The following is a 22,717-nucleotide window of genomic DNA, read 5'->3' on the forward strand; positions in this document are numbered from 1 at the left end:
CAAATGAAAAGGGGCAAAGCGGGTCAGCGCTGCGCCCCCTGACGATAATAGAGCGCTGAGACGGTATCGGCCACATAACGGGCCTGGTGGCGAGCATCATCCAGCGCACGATGCGGCATACCTTCGAACGGGCGAGCCTTTTTCGGGTTAAAGCCATGCAGTTCCGCCAGCGTGATCACCGTGCGCACGTCCTGAGTATCCCAAAACTTCCACGGGCAGGGCATTTCCAACTGCTGGAAGGCGTGTTCGAGGATCGCGCAGTCGAACTCTTTGCCGTTGCCCCAGACTTTCACCGTGTCGGTGCTGTTCATATGGATAAAGCGGCTGAGGCTGCTCAGCACGCGCTTCAGGCTCTCGGTGCCGCCGAAGGCCTGTTTGCGCGCTTCATCGGACTGTTTCGCCCACCAGGCGACCGTGTCCAGGCTGATGGTACGGCCCGGTTGGTCTTTCTGACTGCTGACGGCGGTTTCGAATTCGGCGCCCAGCGCCCCGGTCCGGGGATCGAAAAACACCGCCGCAACCACCAGAATGACGGCGCTGGGTTTTATATCCAGGGTTTCAATGTCTAACATCAGATGGTGCATCGGCGTTTCCGGTGGTGGGCGTGGTGGCTTAATGTTACTACAGAACGTGCGCCGATGCGGCCGGTGCGCACATGAAATCCTTTTAAAGCGCCTCGTTCAGGTTATGATGCTCGTGATACTCTTGTCAGGTTGGTCGCTATCGGTGAGAACGCTTATCTTTATTCTGTGCATGGCCGGCTACTTGCTGTTGCTGGGCTACCTTAGCATGTTCGTCACGGACAAGATCTGTGAGAAGGCGGGTAACTACACCAAAATATGCCGCGTCGTAGACATTTCCGAACCTCATATTCCCAAATAGCCCCCAGTTTATCCCAGATAGTCGGTGGTAATCAGCGGCGTCAGGATGGCCGCCAGCGCCGTGAGCGCCCCCCATTGCCGCCAGCCCAGCCGCGCCAGCCAGTCATGCCGCTGCGGCGGCGTGGACAGTTGCCCGACGGCTACGGCGCCGGTCAGCAGCAGCGTCAGAATCAGCAGCACCAGGCAACGGCTCACCAACGTGAACTCAACATGCAGCACATTGGCGTAATACAGGCGCATCAGAATAAAATAGCTCAGCAAGATCCAGGCGAAAACGACGTTCTTCTTGAGCACCTGCTGCAGCATCAACGCGAGAAACAGGCTGTGAAACAGCGACAGCAGCGGGGCCTCGATCGGGTGCCGAACGCAGACGTTGTAGACCGCCATATAAATGTTGAAAACCAGCAGGATATAGATCACATAAATATACCAGCCGTAGATGACCTTGAGCTTTTTCGGGGTCGGCGGCAGGGAGAGTGCGTCCGGTTTCATTAATGCCTCCTGATGATGCCATGTAAACGCTGTGCTTGAAGACGGCGCGGCGACATCGTAATTTAAAATCCACAGGGTATATATCACCCGAGCGCTAAATGACAATTAAACGCGGGATCGGCTTTATTTCCGCGTTGGCCTGGAACTCTTTTGCGCCCGCGGGGTCGATTGGCGTACGAATGCCTGGCGGTTTTTGCATTATGATGACAGATATAATTTATTGATATGAAAGATTATAAAAACACTTCGGGCACAAAAATTCTGCTGCTGTTCAGCCTGGCGTTTTATACGCTATTGCCACCGTTGCTGACGGCGGTCGTGTTCAACCGTTTCAATCTTAATCCGTTCGCGATCGTCAAATTTTTTCACTTCAACCCGTTTTTGGCCGATCGGGGCATACCCGGCTATCAGACTTTCTTCTACTTGCTGATGCTATGGTTGGGGTTGAACGCTTTGCTCTGGCTGCTGGTGTGGGGGGCGGGGCGATTGTATCAGCGCTGGCGATCGCCGCGCGGCTGATAGTTTCTCAAAGGGGAAAGTTGCCTGGGGAAATGACTTTGCATTCAATAATGAGACGTATTATCATTTTATTCGCCGGTGAGGGGAAAAGGGTTGTCTCCTTCTGTGCCCCCCGATCCGGCACGACATTGCTCACATTGCTTCCCGTTTTCATGCCAGCCTTGCGCTGGCACTTTTTTATCCCACGCCAAAAACCATGACGCCGGTGGTCAGCCTCTTTTCATTAATATGACTGTTTAAAAGCCAGCGCGCGGCATTGGGGCGTTAGAACAGCGAAAACAGCAACACCACCGGCAGGCTCAACGGCCAGGTTAACCCGATGGTCAGTGCGCTGATACAGCGAATTTTGACGGTGTCCCGGCTAACCAGGTAGGTGAAAACCATAGAAACTAACAGACCAATAAAATAACAGTATTGCGTTGCAACCCACAGCGGCGACATGAAACCCGATCCCAGTTGTATTTTTACGCGCGAATTCTAGGAGCTTGGCGGGTGATAATCAATGACCAAAGGCCCTTTATTCAAACCTTTATCCATAAGTATGCATAATTTATTTCTATAAAGAACGTAGGGTTATTAGCGGCTTTATGTTTATTGCCAAAAGAAATCAACAGCATAGTTACCGGTAACATCTTGCGTCAGGCAAGCCATCCCTCTGGAGTGAACTCCGCTGAGCAGTTAAAGAGTCGGTGAAGGGGGAAACGCGGTGGGGTTATGACTCATAAAAATTAATGATGTATTTGCGGACGGCAAGGCTAAGGTGAGGTGGCGTCGGGTTTGGCGGTACGTGAACCCTTCAGGCGCCGGTTTTAGCGCATCGGTCGCGATGCGCCGCTTGCCCGCCAGGGAGGGGGATGGTTGTCGTTACGGGTTTAATGAATGTTAAGACCGTAGACGAACAGCCACGAAAACAGCAGCGCCAGCAGGCATGCCATAAAAACGATGGAGATCATTTCCTTCACAACTTCATTCCTTTTCCCGGTGAGCCAAATTTACTTCTCTTTGTTTTTGCGCGAAATTTTAGATCGGTATGGGTAAAAATCCTAGTTTTAATCCTGTTTTTTCCCGGCCTTGCGGCGTAAGCCGCTTCGATAAGCCGTGGCGGCGGTGGGAAATCGGGGACGTTAACTCGTCGTAGCTATTGCTGAACGCCATGAGGCTGACTATATAAAAGGGGGACTGCGTGGCGTCGAAGGCAGCCAGGCTCGCCCCTTGCGGGGCCGTTCATCTGCCTGCGGCGCTTTCCTATGAGATGAAGGAGTCGGCAATGAGCACAAAACCAACTATCGTGCTGGTACACGGATTCTGGGGCGGCGCCGCGCACTGGAGTAAGGTCATCATCGAGTTGTCGCGCAGGGGATATACGGCGATTCATGCGGTGGAAATGCCGTTGACGTCGCTGGCTGAGGATGCGGAACGTACGCGTAAGATGGTCGCGCAGCAAGCGGGACCGGTATTGTTGGTCGGGCACTCTTACGGCGGTGCCGTGATCACGGAAATGGGCAACCAGCCTAACGTGGTTGGCCTGGTCTACATCGCCGCGTTTGCGCCGGATGCCGGTGAAAGTGCCGGCGGTATTACGCAAGCGCATCCTCCTGCGGCAGTCGAGAATCTGGCCCCGGACAGCGACGGTTATCTGTGGATTAAAACCGACAAGTTTCACGAAAGCTTTTGCCAGGATCTGACCGCCGACGAGGCATTGGTGATGGCGGTGGCGCAGAAGGCCCCGCTGGCCGATACCTTTGGCAACACCATCGGCGAGCCCGCCTGGAAACATAAGCCGTCATGGTATCAACTTTCCAGCGACGATCGCATGATAGCGCCGGAGAATCAGCGGCGCATGGCGCAGCGGCTGCAGGCCAAGAAAGTGATGGTGCTGAATGCCAGCCATGCCTCGCTGGTTTCCCATGCCGATGAGGTGGCGGGTTTGATTGACGAAGCGGCAGGTTTGAAATAAAGCAGGGGCAGGAAGGCTCGACATTCTGCGGCAGATTATCCCTTCGCTGCCTATTACGCCGGACGAAAGAGCCGGCGTAATAGGCGCTAATTAGGGATAAGCGCTGATATCGTTATAACAGCATCATCAACACGACGGCGGCGGTAATAATGGCGTAGAGGTCTGCCTTACGCATATCGCCTTAGCGCCCGTTAACGCCGATCATTTCTATTGCCGCGCGATGCAGCCGCTGAAAATAGTCATCGGGCTGCTTTTCTATCTCCTGGATAAGGCTGGCGAGCAGGTTCTGTTTGGTTATCGGCTTGTTGGCGGTCAACACCAGCAGCACGTTTTTGCCGAGCAGGCAACATATTTGCTTATGGTATTCATCAACATCGTGCTTGTTGAGGCCATAGAGGGTGTAGTCGATCATGATGTCTAACCTGCTGACAGGTAAATGCCCGCCGCAGCGGGCTGAGAAGCCATAGAAAAATAAAATGATGCAAATTTCGCTTAGGAAGAGACTTAAGCGATGGGGTAACGATAACTGAATGGGAATATTCCTATCAAGCCGTGCGGGGGTAGCGGCGGATGTTTAGGAATAACCTCAGAAGAACAAATAATAGAGAGAACCGTTCTGGGGAATCTGACTTATTATTGTTGTTGCCATTGTTTAAAAAATAAACATGGGTTTTGCAAATGTATAATGCGAAAAAGAAACAGCCGGAAAACGGTGCTTTCCGGCTGTGGTGACATTCACGCGGCGTTATTCACACGGTCTGTTTACGGAACAGTTCGCGGAATACCGGATAGATATCGTCCGGTTCGCGGATATGCTGCATGGCGAAGTTGTCGAATTTCGCCTGCAGATCCTCGTATTCGCGCCACAGCGTTTGGTGAGCGCGGCGAGTGATTTCTATGTAGCTGTAATAACGCACCATCGGCAGGATCTTTTTCGCCAACAGCTCATGACACAGCGGTGAATCGTCGGCCCAGTTGTCGCCGTCCGACGCTTGCGCGGCATAGATATTCCATTGCGCCGGGTCATAACGTTCTTCGACTACGTCATTCATTAACTTCAGCGCGCTGGAAACGATGGTGCCACCGGTTTCCTGCGAATAGAAGAACTCCTGTTCGTCCACCTCTTTCGCCTGGGTGTGATGGCGAATGTAGACCACCTCGACGTTTTTATAGGTTCGGCTCAGGAACAAATAGAGCAGAATGTAAAAACGCTTGGCCATGTCTTTGGTCGCCTGGTCCATCGAGCCGGACACGTCCATCAGGCAGAACATCACCGCCTGGCTGGAGGGCTCCGGCCGGCGCTCATAGTTTTTGTAGCGCAGGTCGAAGGTATCGATAAACGGCACGCTTTCGATTTTCTTGCGCAGTTCGGCAATTTCCTTGCGCAGCCGCTCCTCTTCCAGCAATTGCACCGGCTCGGTATTTTCCAACTGGGTCAGCGCATCTTCCAGCTCGTGCAACGCGCGTCTTTTACCGGCGGTCATGGCGGTTCGTCGCGCCAGCGAATTCTGCAGCGAACGCACGACGCTGATGTTGGCCGGCACGCCATTGGCGGTATAGCCGGCACGATGGGTTTTGAACTCGGTCAACTGCTTGTACTGATTCTTTTTCAGATTGGGCAGGGCGAGATCCTCGAACAAAAGATCGAGGTACTCGTCTTTGGAGATCTGGAAGACGAATTCATCCTGGCCTTCACCGTCCTGGCTGGCGTTGCCCTGGCCGCCGCCACCGCCTGCGCCGCCCTGAGGCCGCTCAACGCGATCGTTCTGCACGAAGTGGTCATTGCCTGGGTGAACACGATGGCGTGTGCCGCCGCGCCCCTGATGAAACATCGGTTCGTTGATATCGTCAGTGGGGATGGAGACCGACTCCCCGCTGTCTACGTCGGTGACCGAACGCTTGTTGATGGCTTCGGCAATCGACTGTTTGATTTGCGACTTGTAACGGCGCAAGAAGCGCTGGCGGTTCACCATGCTCTTGTTTTTGCCGTTCAGCCGTCGGTCAATGAAATAGGCCATACTTCCCCCAAACGACGTTGCCAACTCTTCATGTCCCGGTCGCGACAGCGCAATGTGTAAGCCCCTCCTTGGGCTGCGCTGCAACGTCCATGACTGTGGACATGGCCCTGATAATGCCGCTTACCTGAGGCGTTATGAGGATTTTCTGACCCGCAGATACCATTCACACAACAGGCGCACCTGCTTGCGGGTATAGCCTTTCTCCATCATGCGGTCGACGAAGTCGTCGTGTTTTTTCTGCTCGTCTGTCGAGGTTTTGGCGTTAAATGAAATCACCGGCAACAGCTCTTCGGTATTGGAGAACATTTTCTTCTCGATCACGGTGCGCAGCTTCTCGTAGCTGGTCCAGTTCGGATTGCGGCCGTTGTTGTTGGCGCGGGCGCGCAGCACGAAGTTCACGATTTCGTTGCGGAAATCTTTCGGGTTGCTGATACCGGCCGGTTTTTCAATTTTCTCCAGTTCGGCGTTCAAAGACTCGCGGTCGAACAGCTGACCGGTGTCGGGGTCGCGATACTCCTGATCCTGGATCCAGAAGTCCGCGTAGGTCACGTAACGGTCAAAAATGTTCTGTCCGTATTCCGAGTAGGATTCCAGATAGGCGGTCTGGATCTCTTTGCCGATAAACTCGGCGTATTTCGGGATCAGATAGCCTTTCAGATGTTCGAGGTATTTCTCGGCCAAATCCTGCGGGAACTGTTCGCGTTCGATCTGCTGCTCCAACACATAGAACAGGTGCACCGGGTTGGCTGCCACCTCGGCGTGATCGAAGTTGAATACCCGCGAGAGGATTTTAAAGGCGAAACGGGTGGAGAGGCCGTTCATGCCTTCGTCAACCCCGGCGTAGTCGCGGTACTCCTGATAGGACTTGGCTTTCGGATCGGTATCCTTGAGGCTTTCGCCGTCATACACGCGCATTTTCGAGTAAATGCTCGAGTTTTCCGGCTCTTTCAGCCGCGACAGCACGCTAAAGCGCGCCAGCGTTTCGAGGGTGCCCGGCGCGCAGGGCGCGTGAGTCAGCTCGCTGTGATCCAGCAGCTTGTCGTAAATCTTGATCTCTTCCGACACGCGCAGACAGTAAGGCACCTTGACGATGTACACGCGGTCGAGGAACGCTTCGTTGTTCTTGTTGTTACGGAAGGTCACCCACTCGGATTCGTTGGAGTGCGCCAGAATAATGCCGTTGAACGGCAGGGCGGAGATGCCCTCGGTGCCGTTGTAGTTACCTTCCTGAGTCGCCGTCAGCAGCGGATGCAGCACTTTGATCGGCGCTTTGAACATCTCGACGAATTCCATAATCCCCTGGTTGGCGCGGCACAGTGCGCCGGAATAGCCGTAGGCGTCCGGATCGTTCTGCGCGTGGTTCTCCAGCTTACGGATGTCCACTTTACCGACCAGCGCCGAGATGTCCTGGTTGTTCTCATCGCCCGGTTCGGTTTTGGCGATGGCGATCTGCTCCAGGATGGAAGGGCGCACCTTCACGACTTTAAACTTGGTGATATCGCCGCCGAACTCGTGCAGGCGCTTCGCCGCCCACGGCGACATGATGGTGCCGAGATAGCGACTTGGGATGTTGAACTCTTTTTCCAGGATTGAGGCATCTTCCTGAGGGTTGAACAGGCACAGCGGATGATCGTTGACCGGGCTGCGTTCGCCGTTGGCGCTGAGGGTGTAGATGGGCACGCGCTGCATCAACGCTTTAAGGCGTTCTGCCAGCGAGGATTTACCGCCGCCCACCGGGCCCAGCAGGTAAAGGATCTGTTTCTTCTCTTCCAGGCCCTGCGCGGCGTGCTTCAGGTAAGAGACGATCTGTTCGATGGCCTCTTCCATGCCGTAGAATTCTTCGAAGGCCGGATAGCGTGCGATCACGCGGTTGGAGAACAGGCGCGACAGGCGTGATTCTAGCGCAGTGTCGACCATCACAGGTTCACCGATAGCCATCAGCAGACGTTCGGCCGCGTTGGCATAGGCACTGCGATCTTGCCGGCAAATGGTAAGAAATTCCTGCAGTGTGAACTCTTCGTCCTTGGCAGCTTCGTAGCGCTGGCGATAGTGGTCAAATATGTTCATGATGCCCGTCCTTTCGTTATTAGCACAGGTTAAAGAGAGCGTGTGATAGTGTTCTGGCTCCCGAAAGATGAGAATACGCCTGAGTACAGCAACCCGTATGCCAACTTGGTGCGCTTATTATCGCGAGTTGCGCTGTATGCCACTGGGCCCAGGATAAATTCACCTTCTGATTTAAGCTTAGTTTGCTTGCCGGAAAATTTCCTGCCGTAGAAAAAGCTTTTTTTAAGTCATATCAATGACTCAGTTATTGCCGGGATAACCAAATGCCTTGTCTGGCGCGGCCTGCGGCATGAATCGTCATCGTTCCGCCATGATTAATTCATAATTCCGCTATAAGTTATTCGATCTTGGTCGTTTTCTATTGTAAAGATTAGGCGCGCAACTAAATTTTCACATAAACTATCGCGGCTATTAACCCTGTAATTTATGGAAAAAGAACCAGTGAAGATTTCAAAACTCAAAACGCTAGCAATTATCGCTTCCGCAATGGTTTGTGCGCAAAGTGCTCAGGCGGGGACCTGGTCACTCGGTGCTGCCGCGCTGGTTAGCCCGGACGCGTATCGCGGTTATCAGGACCGCGTTTATCCGGTGCCCGTCATCGACTATGAAGGTGACGACTTCTACTTCCGTACTCTGACCGCCGGTTACTACCTGTGGAAAGATCAAGAAAATCAGCTGAGCATCATGGGGTATTACACGCCATGGGGCTACCGTCCGGGCGACAGCGACGACGATCGCATGAAGCGTCTCGACAAGCGTCGCGGCACGCTGATGGCCGGCCTGGCCTATTCACACAACGCAGAGTGGGGCACCCTTCGTACCACGTTCACCGGCGACACGCTGAACAACAGCAACGGGCTGGTGGGCGATGTCGCTTATCTGTACAAGTTTGATCTGGACGCGCTGACGCTGGTCCCGGGCGTGGGCGTGATGTGGAACAGTAAGAACCAGAACAAATATTACTACGGCGTCAGCGCCAATGAATCACGCCGCAGCGGCCTGGACAGCTACACCCCTGGCGATAGCTGGGCTCCGTATCTCGAGCTGAGCGCCAATTATCAGATCAACAAAAGCTGGAACGCCTTCTTCGTCGGCCGCTATGTGAAATTGTCGGATGAAGTGAAAGACAGCCCGATGGTGGATAAATCTTACACCGGTTTATTGATGACGGGTGTGAGCTACACCTTCTAATCACGCATTGCACAATTATCGTGCGTGTCGTGCATCAAAAAGGGGCGCTGGCGCCCCTTTTGCACATCTGTAGTGCGCTTCCGCGCACGGTTCCTCAGGCCTTCTTACGACTGCGGAAGGTGACACCCAAACGGGCGGGTTGCTCGCCGGCAGCGACCAGCGGTTTGCTGACGCGCCCGGTCTCGATGCAGACCATGGTCTTGTAACCGTCGTTCGGCATATCCCCCATGCTGCAGGAGAGTTCCACGCCGGGGTTCCAGGCGATGACGTCGCTCATATGATGGTGGTGAACCTCGATGGTGCGAGCGAGTGCCGGATCGCGGATCTGGCTGAAAGCTTCCGGGCGGGTATAGACGCGGTCGGTTTGGCCGATGAATGTCACTTCACCCGTCTGATGCGCCTCTGCGCCGCCCGCCACCTTGTCGATATAAGGCTCGCCCAGGCCCGCCACGCTGACCCGATCGATGTCGCCGACCTGGAAGTAACTGTGCAGCGCCGCCGTGGCTTGATAATCGCCGTGCGATTCCAGCTCGATCTCGCACTCTTCACCCAGCTTGAAGCGAGCAATCAGCGTGAAGGCGTGCGGCCACAGTTTGCGGGTCTGCTCATTGTCTTTCAGCGTAAAGGTCAGGATGACGCCGTTCTCATCTTCATCGTGCGCCGTCAGGCTCCAGGGCTGGTTGCGGGCAAAGCCGTGGGAGGGTTGCGCCACCGGGCCGAACCACGGCCAGCAGATCGGCACGCCACCGCGGATGGCCTTGCCTGTGGCGAAAGGCGTGTTGTTGCTGAGCCAAATCACCGGCTGCTCACCGCTGGGCTGCCAGGCCAGCAAATGCGCGCCTTGCAGCGCGACGGCCGCGCGCACTTTCGGGTGCGACACCACAACCACGCCCAGCTCATCGAGTTGCCGCTGGCTGATATAAGGAGAAATTTGTTCGGAAACGGGCAGGGTGAAAATTTTCTCGTTCATTTCATGACCTATTGTTTGCCGGAGATACAAATAAAAAAGGGCGACAAAAATGTCGCCCTCATTATCAGCTTAACATCATGCCATTACTTGGAGATGTGAGCGATCAGATCCAGAACCTTGTTAGAGTAGCCGGTTTCGTTGTCGTACCAGGAAACCAGTTTCACGAAGTTGTCGTTCAGTGCGATACCGGCTTTGGCATCGAACACGGAAGTCAGTACTTCGCCGTTGAAGTCGGTGGAAACCACGTCGTCTTCAACATAGCCCAGAACGCCTTTCATAGAGCCTTCAGCGGCGTCTTTGATGGCTTTCTTGATTTCTTCGTAGGTAGCCGCTTTTTCCAGACGCACGGTCAGGTCAACAACGGACACGTTAGGGGTCGGTACGCGGAACGCCATGCCGGTCAGTTTGCCTTTCAGCTCTGGCAGAACCACGCCAACCGCTTTCGCTGCGCCGGTAGAAGAAGGGATGATGTTCTGGGATGCGCCGCGGCCGCCGCGCCAGTCTTTGTGAGACGGGCCATCAACGGTTTTTTGAGTAGCGGTGGTGGCGTGAACGGTGGTCATCAGGCCTTCAACGATACCGAAGTTGTCGTTGATGACTTTAGCCAGTGGCGCCAGGCAGTTGGTGGTGCAAGAGGCGTTGGACACGATGTCCTGGCCGGCATATTTGTCAAAGTTGGCGCCGCGAACGAACATTGGGGTCGCATCTTTGGATGGGCCAGTCAGAACCACTTTTTTAGCGCCGGCGGTGATGTGTTTACGCGCGGTTTCGTCGGTCAGGAAGATACCGGTCGCTTCAGCAACCACATCAACACCCACTTCGTTCCACTTCAGGTTAGCCGGGTCTTTCTCTGCGGTAACACGGATGGTTTTGCCATTAACAACCAGGTGGCCGTCTTTAACTTCTACCGTACCGTTGAAACGGCCGTGAGTAGAGTCATACTTCAGCATGTAAGCCATGTACTCTGCGTCCAACAGGTCGTTGATTGCAACGATCTCGATGTCAGAACGCTCTTGAGCAGCACGGAAAACAATGCGACCGATACGGCCAAAACCGTTGATACCTACTTTGATAGTCATATATTCCACCAGCTATTTGTTAGTGAATAAAAGGTTGGTTGTAAAATTACAAAAACCTTACCCAGCGTCAAGCGGAATCGTGTCAATACTTGCGGCAAGTCAAACCGGAAGGGTGGTTTTGCACGCTTATTGCACAGTCCATTTGCGCTCGGCCTCATCCGTTATATGGGGACAAGCCGCCAAGTATAAAGTCAGCATACGCAAGATGTGTGATCGTTATCACATATCATCGTGACGTGGCCTTTATGGGCTACAGTTTAGGCCAAAAACCCCTGCAGCGGTGTTAATTTTTTGTTATTATTAATCATTGTTTTCGTTGACATTATCCACATTCAGAGATAAGCACAAATGGCTAAAGAGACAACCCCCGGTCATCCGGTCACGGAACTGAATGAAATCCAACGTTATGTGACGCAACAGCGTGGCACCGAAGCGCCGTTCAGCGGCAAATTGCTGCACAACAAGCGCGAGGGCGTGTACCATTGCCTGTGCTGTAACCAGCCGCTGTTCTATTCCGAAACCAAATACGATTCCGGCTGCGGCTGGCCGAGCTTTTATGAGCCGGTTTCCGCCGATGCAATCCGTTATCTTGATGATAATTCACATAATATGCATCGTGTTGAAATCCGCTGCGGCCACTGCGACGCGCATCTGGGGCACGTTTTCCCTGATGGCCCGCAGCCGACTGGCGACCGCTACTGCGTCAACTCCGCCTCGCTGAGTTTCACCGATGGCGAAAATGGCGACCAAACGGCTGGTTAAGTGGTAATTTAATCAACAAAATCGATTCAGCTAATTATTCATCTGTAAGCGAGAAGGGCTCTGATGGACGTGAAAGATCTGATTGCGGCGATGACGCCCGAGATATACCAGCGCCTGGTGCAGGCGGTTGAGCTGGGCAAGTGGCCGGACGGCGTGGCGCTGACGCCTGAGCAGAAGGAAAACAGCCTGCAGGCGGTGATGCTGTGGCAGTCGATGAACAACGTCGATCCGCAGCACATGAGCATCGGCACCGACGGGCAGATCGTGATGAAGAGCAAGCAAGAACTGAAGCAGCAGTTTGTTGCCGAGCCGCTGGTCAAACTTAAACCGCAGTAAGCTGTCCCTAAAGCGGGGCGATGTCGCCATCGCCCCCGTCGATTTACCGTTTCTCGCCTTTTATTCCCAGCGACTCCGCCAGCTGTTGCGCCAGCCGGTTATTGTCGTCCGCGCCGTACTCCCAGAACATCGCTCCCCCCAATCCCTGGCTTTTGATGTACTCGGCTTTGATAGCCACCGAACGCGGGTTCTCGTAGGAGATGGCGAACAGCGGTTTGCCTTCGGCGGATTGCAGCGTCAGGTATGGCACTTTGGCGTCGTCATCCCAGTGTTCGCGAAAACGCTGCTGCGGATCGTTGAGCAATTTGCTGACGATATCGTGGTATTTAAAGTAAGTGTCTTTGCTGAGATCCAACCCCAGCGTGCGGAACAGAGCGGTTTCTCGCGCACTGAAATAAGGCTGCGTCACCGGATGTTTGGCGGCGTCCGGCTTGTCCCAGTCGATGCCCGGCTCGGTCGCTCGTTTCGGCACCCGGCCGTAGAAACCGATACCCAGGTTCATCTGCGCCGGTTTTAATCCGGCGGCCAGATAATGTTTTACCACGGAATCGGCGCTGTAGCGGTCGGCGGCGGCTACGGTTGGCCAGCGCTTTGAATCGTACAGGTTGGCATTGAAGTACTGCGTGCCGTAAGCCATGTCGTAGGTCATCAGATTGATGTAGTTGAGGTAAGGGGCAATGCTTTTCACATCGACCCATTCCTGCGGGCTTTTGACGTTGGCCCCGACGGCGATGGTTAACAGCTTGCCTTTACCCAGCGCCTGATGAAGCTCTCTCAGCAGCAGGGTGAAGTTGTCGCGGTCTGCCGGTTGGCTTTCCACCAAACCCCAGGCGCCGTTTACCGGGTATTCCCAGTCCAGATCGATCCCATCCAGCCCGTACTGCTCGATCACCTGCAACGCGGAGCGAATGAAAATCACCCGGTTTCCCGCGGTGGCGGCAGCGCCGGAGAAACCGCGTGCGCCCCAGCCGCCGACCGACAACAGCACTTTCAGCTCGGGGTTCTGTTTGCGCAGCACCGGCAGCCGTTGCAAATCGGCTGTGACTTTCGGCGACAGGTAGATCTGGTGGCGGCGAGCGGGGTCTTTCAGCGCCGCATTGGTTTCGTCTTTCTCGTCGTTGTAGATCAGGCCAAACGAATAGTTGAGATGGGTGATTTGCGTCACGTCCAGCTTGTCGATGTCACCACCGGGGCCGGCGGTAACGTCGCCGCCGCCGTTGAAGTAGCCGACGGAGAGATAGGCCGCCTGGGCCGTGCTTGCGCCGGCCATAGCCAATTGCACCGCCGCCAGCAAAGGCAGCAGTTTTCGGGTTATTTTCATGTCTGTCTCCTTGTGGTCGGCAAGGCCGACCGTACCGCCAGGGGCGGGCACAATAAAGCCGGGCTCAGTGGGCCCCGGATGCGTATAACCGATTGACGCCAAAAGCGTCGCAGCCATAACAGCAAAAGCGCCTGCCGGTCACAAGCCGTTGGGGAAGAAGAAAGGTGGTATTGTGAGCGGCGTCGATAATTTCGCCGCTGCGTAGAGAGGGCGCCGGTGGCGCCCGAGAGGATTTAGTTGGCGAGAAACTGTGACAGGGTAACTAGCTGTGCGCCGGCGCGCGCCATGTCCTGCAGCGCTTGCTCACTGTCGCCCGGCTGCAGATTCACGCCGCGGCAGCCGTCGACGATCACCTGCGTCGGATAGCCGGCAGCCAGTGCATCCAGCACGCTGAACTTCACGCAGTAGTCGGTCGCCAGGCCCATGATCGCCAGCCGCCGGACGCCCTGCGATTGCAGCCAATCGTGCAGTTCGGTCTGCGCCCGGTGGCCGTTATCGAAGAACGCGCTGTAGCTGTCGATGCTCGTATCCTGCCCTTTGCGAAAAACGGCATCGATGTGTTGCCGCTGCAATTGAGAATGAAAATCGGCGCCGTGGCTCCCTTGCACGCAGTGCACCGGCCACCACACCTGCGGCAGACCTTCCAGCTCGCCGAGGGTGCCGACCTGCGCATGGGAGTTCACCGCAAAGCTGCGGTGATTGGCGGGATGCCAGTCCTGGCTGGCCACCACCGGCTCGCCCCGCGCCAGGCAGGCGGCGATCGCCTGATTGGCGACCGGAATGACGGCGTCGCCCTCCGTGACCGCCAGCGCGCCGCCGGGGCAGAAATCGTTTTGCAGATCGATCAACAACAGGGCCGTTTTCATCGCCGCTCCAGAGTTCAGTAGGTTAACCGTTGATGCTTAGCTCGCCGCGCAGATCTTGCTGCATCAGGGCGCGGATTTGTTCCGGCGTCAGCGGCTGGCTCAACAGATAGTGCAGCTTGGTCAGGGCGGCTTCCACCGTCATGTCGAAACCGCTGATCACCCCGGCATGCGCCAGCGCGTTGCCGGTGGCGTAGCCTTCCATATTGACGCGCCCAGAGATGCACTGCGTCAGGTTGACCACCACGATGCCGCGTTCAGAGGCCGCACGCAACTCGTCGATCAGCTCGGCCTTTTGCGGCGCGTTACCGACGCCGTAGGAGCGCAGGATCAGCGCCTTGACCGGCTGCAACAGGAAATTACGCACCACCGCGCCGGAAATGCCCGGATAGATGGTGACCACGCCGATCGGCTGCGGCGTGATGTCATGCACCTGCAACGCGCCGTTGCAAGCCGGGCTGTCGATGCCTTGCTGGCGGCGAATATGGATGCCGGCTTCCAGCAGCGGCGGCAGATTGGGGGAAGCGAAGGCGTCGAAGCCGTCGGCGTGCGCTTTGGTGGTGCGGTTGCCGCGGAACAGCTTGTTGTTGAAGAACAGGCTGACTTCGTTCACCGGATGGTTGGCCGCCAGATACAGCGCGTTGAGTAGGTTGGTTTGGCCATCGGAGCGCAGCTCCGCCAGCGGGATCTGCGAGCCGGTGACGATCACCGGTTTGGCCAGGTTTTCCAGCATGAAGGAAAGCGCCGAGGCGGTGAACGCCATGGTGTCGGTGCCATGCAGGATCACGAAGCCGTCGTAGCGATCGTAGTTCTGCTTGATGTCGTCGGCGATGTGCTGCCAGTCTTCCGGCGTCATGTCTGAAGAGTCAATCAATGGCGCGTATTCATGAATGGTGAAATCCGGCATCTCCGGCCGATGGAATTCGGGCATCAGCGCCAGCTGGCGCTGCAGGTGGCCGGAAACCGGGATGTAGCCGTGATCGGAACGCTGCATGCCGATGGTGCCGCCGGTGTAGGCGACGTAAATGGATTTCTTTTGCATGGTTATGATTTTAACAAAGATAAGATGGGCTGAATTATAGGGACATGGCGGCAGAAAAAAAGCCCGGCGGTGGCCGGGCTGCAGAATTATTTGTTAGCGGACTTCTCCGCAGGTCAGACAGATCGCGTAACGGTTCTGCGGATCGTTCAGGTTATTGAACAAACCCGGCTGCTCTTTCACCGCGTTGGCGACCGAAGCCAGCGGGGCGGGCAGTATGGCCTGAATCGCGGCCGGCAGCATGGCGTGAATGGAAACGCCAAACTGGCTGAGCACCATATCGCTGAGGCTTGGGGTATCGACGAACCAGTCGAGCTGCCACTGCTGCAGCTTTGCCAGCTCGGCGGCTTTCTTCACCGCGTCGTCGAAATCACCCAACTGATCGACCAGGCCGTTGGCCTTGGCGTCGCTGCCGAGCCAGACGTGGCCCTGTGCGATTTGGTCAACCTGCTGCGGGGTCATCTTGCGTGATTTGGCGACCAGCTCGAGGAAGTTCTTATACCCGTTTTCGATATTCAGCTGCATCATCTGCGAGAACTCCTGCGGCAGCGCCTTGGTGACCGCGATATCGGCCAGCGGCGAGGTCGCCACGCCGTCGGTGTGCACACCCAGCGTATCCAGGGTTTTCTCGTAGGTATTGATGATGCCGAAAATGCCGATAGAACCGGTCAGGGTGCTCGGGCTGGCGATGATATAGTCGGCCGGCGTCGAGACCCAGTAGCCGCCCGACGCGGCCATGCCGCCCATCGACACCACCACCGGTTTGCCGGCGGCGCGCACGGCGGCCAGCTCGGAGCGGATCACTTCGGACGCGCTGACGCTGCCGCCTGGGCTGTTGACGCGGAACACCACGGCCTTGACGGCCGGATCCAGACGCGCCTGGCGCAGCTCGGCGGCGGTGGTGTCCCCCCCGACGTTGCCCGGCGTCTGCTGGCCGTCCATGATGGCGCCGTTGGCGAACACCACGGCGATCTTGCCGCCCTGGTTGGCGTCCGGCTTCGGCTGATAGTCGTAGATGCTGATGGCGTTGAAATCGTTCGCCTGTTTGTCCCAGCCGAAGGTCTTGACCAGCTGATTTTCGATCGCGGTGCGCGACGCCAGCTCGTCCACCAGCTTATTGTCCAGCGCATAGCGGGCGGTGTCGCCACCGGCCGCCTGCAGGCCGTTCAGCACGCCGGCTGCGCCCGGGAACAGCTGCTGCGGCGTCAGTTGGCGGTTGGCGGCCACGGTCTCCAGGTAGTTCTGCCACAGGCCGCCGATCCAACGGCTGTCCGCTTCGCGCGCCGCCGGGGACATATCGTCGCGGATCAGCGGTTCGACCGCCGATTTATAGGTGCCGACGCGGAAGATATTGGTGGTGACCTTGAGCATGTCCAGCAACGACTTGTAGTACAGGTTGTTGGTGGCGAAACCGTGCAGATCGACCGCGCCCTGCGGTGACAGGAAGACCTTGTTGGCGTAGCTGGCCAGGTAGTATTGCGTTTGGTTGTAGCTGTCGCCGATGGCGAAGATCGGTTTGCCGCTGTCGCGGAACTCGCGCAGCGCTTTGCCGATATAGCGCAGCGACGGCTGATCGGCGCCGGCGAAGTCATTCAGCTGCAACACCATGCCGGTAATGTTTTTGTCGTCTTTGGCCTTGCGGATGCTGTCCACCACGTCGAACAGCGAGTTCTCCTGCAGGCGGCTGCTGGAGGCGCCCAACAGTTCACGCCCCCATTGCCGCACCCGGTTGTTTACCGAAGGCTGATCGACCACCACGCCGCTTAAATCGACCAACAGCGCGCCGCGCGCCGGGGCCGTCGAGGTGGAGGAACTTTGGAAGGACAGATAGATGCCGACCCCAACCAGGATCAGCAGGACCAGGAACAGGTTAAGGATCAGTTCCCTGATAAAATTCAGCAGACGCCATGTCCACCGGAAAATGCCGGCAATAATTTGCCACAATGTGCGCATGTGCTCTCCAACAAGAGTCGAGAATGTTCCGCTATCCTAATGAGCGGCCGGGTAAATGTCAGCTTTAAATCGTGGCACACAGACGCTATCGCCGAGGCTGTAACTCGCCGTTTAGCTATGTTAACGTGGCCGGAATGAAAATTGTTATCAGGAGTTTACGATGGATGCTCTGGATCTTTTATTGAATCGTCGCTCGGCTTCGCGCCTGGCGGAACCGGCGCCGGCGGGGGAAGTGCGCCAAAACATCATCAACGCGGGCCTGCGTGCGCCCGATCACGGTGCGCTGCAGCCGTGGCGTTTCGTGATGATCGAGAATCAGGGCCTGGAGCGCTTCAGTCAGCTGCTGCAGGCGGCGGCGAAGCAGGATCAGTTGGATGAAGCGGCGATCGAAAAAGCCACCAAGGCGCCGTTCCGCGCACCGCTGATCATCACCGTCATCGCGCATTGCACTGAAGAGACCAAGGTGCCGCGCTGGGAGCAGGTGGTTTCCGCCGGTTGCGCCGTGCAGGCGATGCAGATGGCGGCGCTGGCGCAGGGCTTTAACGGCATCTGGCGCACCGGCGCCTGGACCGAGCATGCGCTGGTGCGTGAAGCCTTCGGTTGCCGCGAGCAGGACGAGATCGTCGGTTTCCTCTATCTGGGCACGCCGCAGCTGAAGGCCGCCACTAAAGTGACGCCGCCGGACAGCACGCCTTTCGTCAGCTATTTCTAAGTATTATCCAACGGGGCGCGGCGAAAATGCGCCAAACCCCGCAAAATTGCATGGTTTCTGAGCAGGCCGTTCGCTTATCGGCGGCCCGCTCTTATCAATCCCCTCGGCAAGCGCTACCCTATGTTATCTTGAGTGCCGTTATCGAAGGGAGTGGACTATGACATCGCCAGCGATCCGTTTAACCCAGTACAGCCATGGCGCTGGCTGCGGCTGCAAAATCTCACCGAAAGTTCTCGAAACCATCCTGCACAGCGAGCGGGAGAAATTTGTCGATCCGCGTCTGTTGGTCGGCAATGAAACCCGCGACGACGCGGCGGTGTATGACATCGGCAACGGCGTCGGCATCATCAGCACTACCGACTTCTTCATGCCGATCGTCGACGATCCGTTTGATTTCGGCCGTATCGCCGCCGCTAACGCCATCAGCGACGTGTACGCCATGGGCGGCAAACCGATCATGGCGATCGCCATTCTCGGCTGGCCAATCGCCAAACTGCCGCCGGAGGTGGCGCAGCAGGTGATCGACGGCGGACGTTTCGCTTGCCAGCAGGCGGGGATCGCGCTGGCCGGCGGCCATTCCATCGATGCGCCGGAACCTATCTTCGGCCTGGCGGTCACCGGCGTGGTCAATACCGAGCGAGTGAAAAAGAACAGCGCCGCACAGGCCGGGGCGCAACTCTATCTGACCAAGCCGCTGGGCATTGGCGTGCTGACGACCGCCGAGAAGCAAAGCAAGCTGCGCCCTGAACATCAAGGGCTGGCGACGGACGTGATGTGTCGTCTTAACAAGCCGGGCGCCGACTTTGCCGAAGTGGCGGGCGTCACGGCGATGACCGACATCACTGGCTTTGGCCTGTTGGGCCACCTGAGCGAGGTTTGTCAGGGCTCCGGTCTGCAGGCGACGGTCTGGTTCGATCGGGTGCCGAAACTGCCGGATGTCGAGGCGTACATCGCCGAGGGCTGCGTGCCGGGCGGCACCGGGCGCAACTTCGACAGCTACGGCCATCTGGTGGGCGAGATGAGCGATTTGCAGCGTCAGCTGCTGTGCGATCCGCAAACCTCCGGCGGTTTGCTGTTGGCGGTATTGCCGGAGGCGCAGGCGCAGGTGCTGGCGATTGCCGAGCAGCACGGCATCACGCTCAATCCTATCGGTGAGCTGCATGCCGCACAGGCAGGTAAACCGCTGATCGAGGTTGTGTAGTGTCCAAGATGCAAGGCAGGCCGGACAGCGCCGATTATCAACGCATTTTTCTGCACGACGTGCCGCTGATTGACGTGCGTGCGCCGATCGAGTTTCAGCAGGGCGCCTTCGCTCAGGCTGTGAACCTGCCGCTGATGGTCGACAGCGAGCGGCAGGCGGTGGGCACCTGCTATAAGCAGCATGGTCAGCAAGCGGCGATTGCGCTCGGCCACAGCCTGGTGAACGGCAAACTGCGCGAACAGCGTACCGCCGCCTGGCTGGCGGCCTGTGCGCAGCGACCCGAAGGTTATATTTACTGCTTCCGTGGCGGGCTGCGCTCACAGCTGGTGCAGCAATGGCTGCATGAGGCCGGCGTCGAGTACCCGCGTATCACTGGCGGTTATAAGGCGCTGCGCAATTATCTGCTCGGCGTGTTGGCGCAAAGCGCGGCATTGCCGATGGCCCTGGTGGGCGGCAATACCGGCAGCGGCAAGACGTTGCTGGTCAACGAACTGGCCGACGGCGTCGATCTGGAAGGCGCGGCGCGCCATCGCGGTTCATCTTTTGGCCGAACGCTGGCGGGGCAAAGCTCACAGATCGATTTTGAGAATCGTCTGGCTGTGTTATTGCTGAAAAAACAGCATGGTGGCAGCCGCCGTTGGGTGCTGGAAGACGAAGGGCGGATCATCGGCAGCAACAATCTGCCGTTGCCGTTGTTCAACGGCATGCAGCAGGCGCCGGTGGCGGTGATCGACGATCCGTTTGATATTCGCCTGGCACGCCTGCAGGCCGAATATATCGACGGGATGCGTGAACAGTTCGAACAGGCCTATGGCGTGGAAGAAGGCTGGCGGCAGTACGACGACTATCTGCATCACGGCCTGTTCGCCATTCGCCGCCGGCTGGGCCTGGAGCGCTTCCAGCAGCTGACGCAGCGGCTGGAAGCGGCGTTGCGGGCACAGCGTCTCAGCGGCCAGGGTGACGCGCACCGCGAGTGGTTGGCGCCCTTGTTGCAGCAGTACTACGATCCGATGTATTGCTATCAGTTGGAAAAGAAAGCCCGGCGGATCGTCTTCCGTGGTAACTATGCAGAAGTAAGAGAATTCTTGATGACGTTCAGCCAGAAAAACGGTGATTAATGCGACTGTTCATAGCCGAGAAACCGAGTTTGGCGCGCGCCATTGCCGACGTCTTGCCCAAGCCGCATCGCCGCGGCGACGGTTATATCGCCTGTGGCAACAACGACGTGGTGACCTGGTGCGTCGGCCACCTGTTGGAGCAGGCCCAGCCTGACGCCTATGACAGCCGCTATGCGCGCTGGTCGTTGGCAGACCTGCCGATCATTCCCGAAAAATGGCGGTTGCAGCCGCGGCCTTCGGTCAGCAAACAGCTCAACGCCATTAAAAAGTTGCTGCTCGAAGCCGATGAAGTGGTTCACGCCGGCGACCCGGATCGCGAAGGGCAACTGCTGGTGGATGAGGTGCTGGACTACCTGGATTTGACGGCGGAAAAGCGCCAGAACGTGCGCCGCTGTCTGATCAACGATCTCAACCCGCAGGCGGTGGAGCGCGCGGTTGAACGCCTGCGCGACAACCGTGACTTCATCCCACTGTGCGTGTCTGCGCTGGCGCGTTCGCGCGCCGACTGGCTGTACGGCATCAATATGACCCGCGCCTACACGCTGCTGGGCCGCAACGCCGGTTACGACGGCGTGCTGTCGGTAGGCAGGGTACAGACGCCGGTGCTCGGATTGGTGGTACGGCGTGATGAAGAGATCGAAAACTTCGTGCCAAAAGACTTCTTTGAGGTCAAGGCGCACATCGTCACGCCGAAAGAAGAACGCTTCGTGGCGCTGTGGCAGCCCAGTGAGTCCTGTGAGCCTTATCAGGACGAAGAGGGGCGTTTGCTGCACCGGCCGTTGGCGGAGCATGTGGTCAAGCGCATTGAAGACCAGCCGGCTCTGGTCACGTCTTATAATGATAAACGGGAATCGGATACCGCGCCGCTGCCGTTTTCGCTCTCCACGCTGCAAATCGAAGCGGCCCGGCGTTATAACCTCAGCGCGCAACAGGTGCTGGACGTTTGCCAGCGGCTGTACGAAACCCACAAGTTGATTACCTATCCGCGTTCCGACTGTCGCTACCTGCCGGAAGAGCATTTCGCCGGCCGCCACGCGGTGCTGAACGCCATCAGCGTGCACCAGCCCGAGCTGTATCCGCAGCCGGTGATCGACAGCGATCGCCGCAACCGTTGCTGGGACGATAAAAAGGTCGACGCGCACCACGCCATCATTCCCACCGCCCGCGCCGGCAAGATTAATCTGACGCAGGATGAGCGGAACGTGTATGGGCTGGTGGCGCGCCAGTATCTGATGCAGTTCTGTCCGGATGCGGTATTCCGCAAATGCGTGATCGAGCTGGATATCGCCGGCGGCAAATTTATCGCCAAGGCGCGATTCCTGGCGGAAGCCGGCTGGCGTACGCTGCTGGGCAGCAAGGAGCGCGACGAGGAGAACGAAGGTGCGCCGCTGCCGGTGGTGGCTAAAGATGATGAGCTGTTGTGCGAGCGCGGTGAAGTGGTGGAGCGCCAGACGCAGCCGCCGCGGCCGTTTACTGACGCCAGCCTGTTGTCGGCCATGACCGGTATCGCGCGGTTCGTACAAGATAAAGCGCTAAAGAAAATCCTGCGGGCGACCGATGGTTTAGGTACGGAAGCGACGCGAGCGGGGATCATCGAATTGCTGTTCAAGCGGGCGTTTCTGTACAAGAAGGGACGCTATATTCACTCCAGCGAAACCGGGCGCGCATTGATTCACTCGCTACCGGATCTTGCTGCACGCCCTGATATGACGGCCAACTGGGAAGCCACGCTGACGCAAATCAGCGAGAAATCCTGCCGCTATCAGGACTTTATGCAGCCGTTGGTCGGCACGCTGCAAGAGCTGATTTATCAGGCCAAGCAGAGCCGGGCGAGCATGGCGTTTCGTGGATTGCCGCCGCCGCCCTCCAGCGGAGGCAAAAAACGCAGGAAAAGCGCCGGCAAGGCGCAGGAGAAGAGTGAATGAAGCGTGGACTCACTGGTGTATTGGCTGCCGCGGCCCTGATGTTTTCCGGCCTGGCAGCCGCCAATCGCGGCGATGTGGACGTGGTGCTACCGGTTTCGCCGGAGATCTGGGGCGCGGCCAAAAGCGGCGATAATCCGCCGCCGGCGCAGCCCTGCAGCCGTTGTTGCGTCTACCAGAATCAGAACTATTCCGAGGGGGCGGTGCTCAAAGTCGAAGGGGAAGTGCTGCAGTGCGTGCGTGAGCCTAATACTATCGGCACCAACCCCTTGATTTGGGTACGATTAAAGAAGTGACGATGTAACCTGTCACCGTG

At 57.3% G+C, this 22,717-nt stretch carries 22 protein-coding genes; 10 read left to right on the plus strand and 12 right to left on the minus strand.

Features of this window, described 5'->3' with window-relative positions; genetic code table 11:
* Positions 1 to 23 precede the first annotated feature (23 nt).
* Together AC2CGQ_RS05890 and AC2CGQ_RS05895 are read right to left on the minus strand one after the other, a co-directional pair.
* Complete coding sequence (locus AC2CGQ_RS05890) at positions 24 to 584, minus strand: 3'-5' exonuclease (protein ID WP_033632864.1); 561 nt, start codon at positions 582 to 584, stop codon at positions 24 to 26.
* Positions 585 to 890: 306 nt separating this feature from the next.
* On the minus strand, positions 891 to 1,373 hold the full coding sequence (locus AC2CGQ_RS05895) for a hypothetical protein (RefSeq protein WP_004932246.1): 483 nt from the start codon (positions 1,371 to 1,373) through the stop codon (positions 891 to 893).
* 225 nt (positions 1,374 to 1,598) lie between these two features.
* Here AC2CGQ_RS05895 and AC2CGQ_RS05900 point away from each other — a divergent pair, with 225 nt between their 5' ends.
* On the plus strand, positions 1,599 to 1,892 hold the full coding sequence (locus tag AC2CGQ_RS05900; RefSeq protein ID WP_015378107.1) for a hypothetical protein: 294 nt from the start codon (positions 1,599 to 1,601) through the stop codon (positions 1,890 to 1,892).
* 264 nt (positions 1,893 to 2,156) lie between these two features.
* Here the strand turns inward: AC2CGQ_RS05900 and AC2CGQ_RS05905 are convergent, their stop codons facing one another.
* On the minus strand, positions 2,157 to 2,333 hold the full coding sequence (locus AC2CGQ_RS05905; protein ID WP_015378105.1) for a GhoT/OrtT family toxin: 177 nt from the start codon (positions 2,331 to 2,333) through the stop codon (positions 2,157 to 2,159).
* An 826-nt stretch (positions 2,334 to 3,159) separates the two neighbouring features.
* Here AC2CGQ_RS05905 and AC2CGQ_RS05910 point away from each other — a divergent pair.
* Positions 3,160 to 3,849, plus strand: a complete 690-nt coding sequence (locus AC2CGQ_RS05910; protein WP_004932239.1) for an alpha/beta hydrolase — start codon at positions 3,160 to 3,162, stop codon at positions 3,847 to 3,849.
* Positions 3,850 to 4,030: 181 nt separating this feature from the next.
* Here AC2CGQ_RS05910 and AC2CGQ_RS05915 read toward each other — a convergent pair whose 3' ends face one another.
* The 3 genes from AC2CGQ_RS05915 to yeaG form a co-directional block, all read right to left on the minus strand.
* The gene (locus tag AC2CGQ_RS05915) at positions 4,031 to 4,261 is read right to left on the minus strand and encodes a hypothetical protein (protein WP_004932237.1); all 231 of its coding nucleotides are present in this window, start codon (positions 4,259 to 4,261) and stop codon (positions 4,031 to 4,033) included.
* A 337-nt stretch (positions 4,262 to 4,598) separates the two neighbouring features.
* Complete coding sequence (locus AC2CGQ_RS05920) at positions 4,599 to 5,867, minus strand: YeaH/YhbH family protein (RefSeq protein WP_004932234.1); 1,269 nt, start codon at positions 5,865 to 5,867, stop codon at positions 4,599 to 4,601.
* 132 nt (positions 5,868 to 5,999) lie between these two features.
* Complete coding sequence (gene yeaG / locus AC2CGQ_RS05925) at positions 6,000 to 7,934, minus strand: protein kinase YeaG (RefSeq protein ID WP_004932230.1); 1,935 nt, start codon at positions 7,932 to 7,934, stop codon at positions 6,000 to 6,002.
* A 426-nt stretch (positions 7,935 to 8,360) separates the two neighbouring features.
* On the opposite strand from yeaG, the gene AC2CGQ_RS05930 reads away from it, so the two are divergent.
* Positions 8,361 to 9,125, plus strand: a complete 765-nt coding sequence (locus tag AC2CGQ_RS05930; protein ID WP_015378103.1) for a MipA/OmpV family protein — start codon at positions 8,361 to 8,363, stop codon at positions 9,123 to 9,125.
* Positions 9,126 to 9,219: 94 nt separating this feature from the next.
* On the opposite strand, the gene AC2CGQ_RS05935 is transcribed toward AC2CGQ_RS05930, so the two are convergent.
* Both AC2CGQ_RS05935 and gapA read right to left on the minus strand, forming a co-directional pair.
* Positions 9,220 to 10,095: a D-hexose-6-phosphate mutarotase gene (locus AC2CGQ_RS05935; protein WP_021503854.1), complete on the minus strand. Its 876-nt coding sequence runs from the start codon at positions 10,093 to 10,095 to the stop codon at positions 9,220 to 9,222.
* Between the two features lie 83 nt (positions 10,096 to 10,178).
* Positions 10,179 to 11,174 carry a glyceraldehyde-3-phosphate dehydrogenase gene (gene gapA, locus AC2CGQ_RS05940; RefSeq protein WP_004932222.1) on the minus strand — a complete coding sequence of 332 codons (996 nt, stop codon included), beginning with the start codon at positions 11,172 to 11,174 and terminating at the stop codon, positions 10,179 to 10,181.
* A gap of 348 nt (positions 11,175 to 11,522) precedes the next feature.
* Between gapA and msrB the strand changes: the two genes are divergently transcribed.
* Both msrB and AC2CGQ_RS05950 read left to right on the plus strand, forming a co-directional pair.
* On the plus strand, positions 11,523 to 11,936 hold the full coding sequence (gene msrB, locus AC2CGQ_RS05945) for a peptide-methionine (R)-S-oxide reductase MsrB (protein WP_004932219.1): 414 nt from the start codon (positions 11,523 to 11,525) through the stop codon (positions 11,934 to 11,936).
* 63 nt (positions 11,937 to 11,999) lie between these two features.
* Positions 12,000 to 12,272, plus strand: coding sequence for a YeaC family protein (locus tag AC2CGQ_RS05950; RefSeq protein WP_004932218.1), 273 nt, complete (start codon positions 12,000 to 12,002; stop codon positions 12,270 to 12,272).
* 43 nt (positions 12,273 to 12,315) lie between these two features.
* Here the strand turns inward: AC2CGQ_RS05950 and chiD are convergent, their stop codons facing one another.
* The 4 genes from chiD to sppA form a co-directional block, all read right to left on the minus strand.
* On the minus strand, positions 12,316 to 13,593 hold the full coding sequence (gene chiD / locus AC2CGQ_RS05955; protein ID WP_164122430.1) for a chitinase ChiD: 1,278 nt from the start codon (positions 13,591 to 13,593) through the stop codon (positions 12,316 to 12,318).
* 233 nt (positions 13,594 to 13,826) lie between these two features.
* Positions 13,827 to 14,459, minus strand: a complete 633-nt coding sequence (gene pncA, locus AC2CGQ_RS05960) for a bifunctional nicotinamidase/pyrazinamidase (RefSeq protein WP_015378100.1) — start codon at positions 14,457 to 14,459, stop codon at positions 13,827 to 13,829.
* Positions 14,460 to 14,481: 22 nt separating this feature from the next.
* Positions 14,482 to 15,498 (minus strand): asparaginase, encoded by a 1,017-nt coding sequence (gene ansA, locus AC2CGQ_RS05965; protein WP_016927477.1) that lies wholly within the window; start codon positions 15,496 to 15,498, stop codon positions 14,482 to 14,484.
* Between the two features lie 93 nt (positions 15,499 to 15,591).
* Entirely contained in the window at positions 15,592 to 17,448 is a 1,857-nt protein-coding gene (sppA, locus tag AC2CGQ_RS05970) for a signal peptide peptidase SppA (protein WP_484593513.1), read from the minus strand.
* 160 nt (positions 17,449 to 17,608) lie between these two features.
* On the opposite strand from sppA, the gene AC2CGQ_RS05975 reads away from it, so the two are divergent.
* The 5 genes from AC2CGQ_RS05975 (at position 17,609) to AC2CGQ_RS05995 (ending at position 22,697) form a co-directional block, all read left to right on the plus strand.
* A complete protein-coding gene (locus AC2CGQ_RS05975) occupies positions 17,609 to 18,160 on the plus strand; it encodes an NAD(P)H nitroreductase (protein ID WP_004932204.1) in 552 nt (183 codons plus the stop codon).
* Positions 18,161 to 18,317: 157 nt separating this feature from the next.
* The gene (gene selD, locus AC2CGQ_RS05980) at positions 18,318 to 19,361 is read left to right on the plus strand and encodes a selenide, water dikinase SelD (protein ID WP_004932201.1); all 1,044 of its coding nucleotides are present in this window, start codon (positions 18,318 to 18,320) and stop codon (positions 19,359 to 19,361) included.
* Between the two features lie 8 nt (positions 19,362 to 19,369).
* Positions 19,370 to 20,479: a tRNA 2-selenouridine(34) synthase MnmH gene (mnmH, locus tag AC2CGQ_RS05985; protein WP_380694152.1), complete on the plus strand. Its 1,110-nt coding sequence runs from the start codon at positions 19,370 to 19,372 to the stop codon at positions 20,477 to 20,479.
* Positions 20,479 to 22,404, plus strand: coding sequence for a DNA topoisomerase III (locus tag AC2CGQ_RS05990; RefSeq protein WP_380691675.1), 1,926 nt, complete (start codon positions 20,479 to 20,481; stop codon positions 22,402 to 22,404). Before mnmH ends, AC2CGQ_RS05990 begins: the two co-directional genes overlap by 1 nt.
* Positions 22,401 to 22,697, plus strand: coding sequence for a YnjH family protein (locus tag AC2CGQ_RS05995; RefSeq protein WP_033632870.1), 297 nt, complete (start codon positions 22,401 to 22,403; stop codon positions 22,695 to 22,697). The genes AC2CGQ_RS05990 and AC2CGQ_RS05995 overlap by 4 nt, the downstream gene beginning before the upstream one ends.
* Positions 22,698 to 22,717: the final 20 nt, after the last annotated feature.

The sequence above is a fragment of the Serratia sp. DFXYC6 genome (assembly GCF_057196085.1).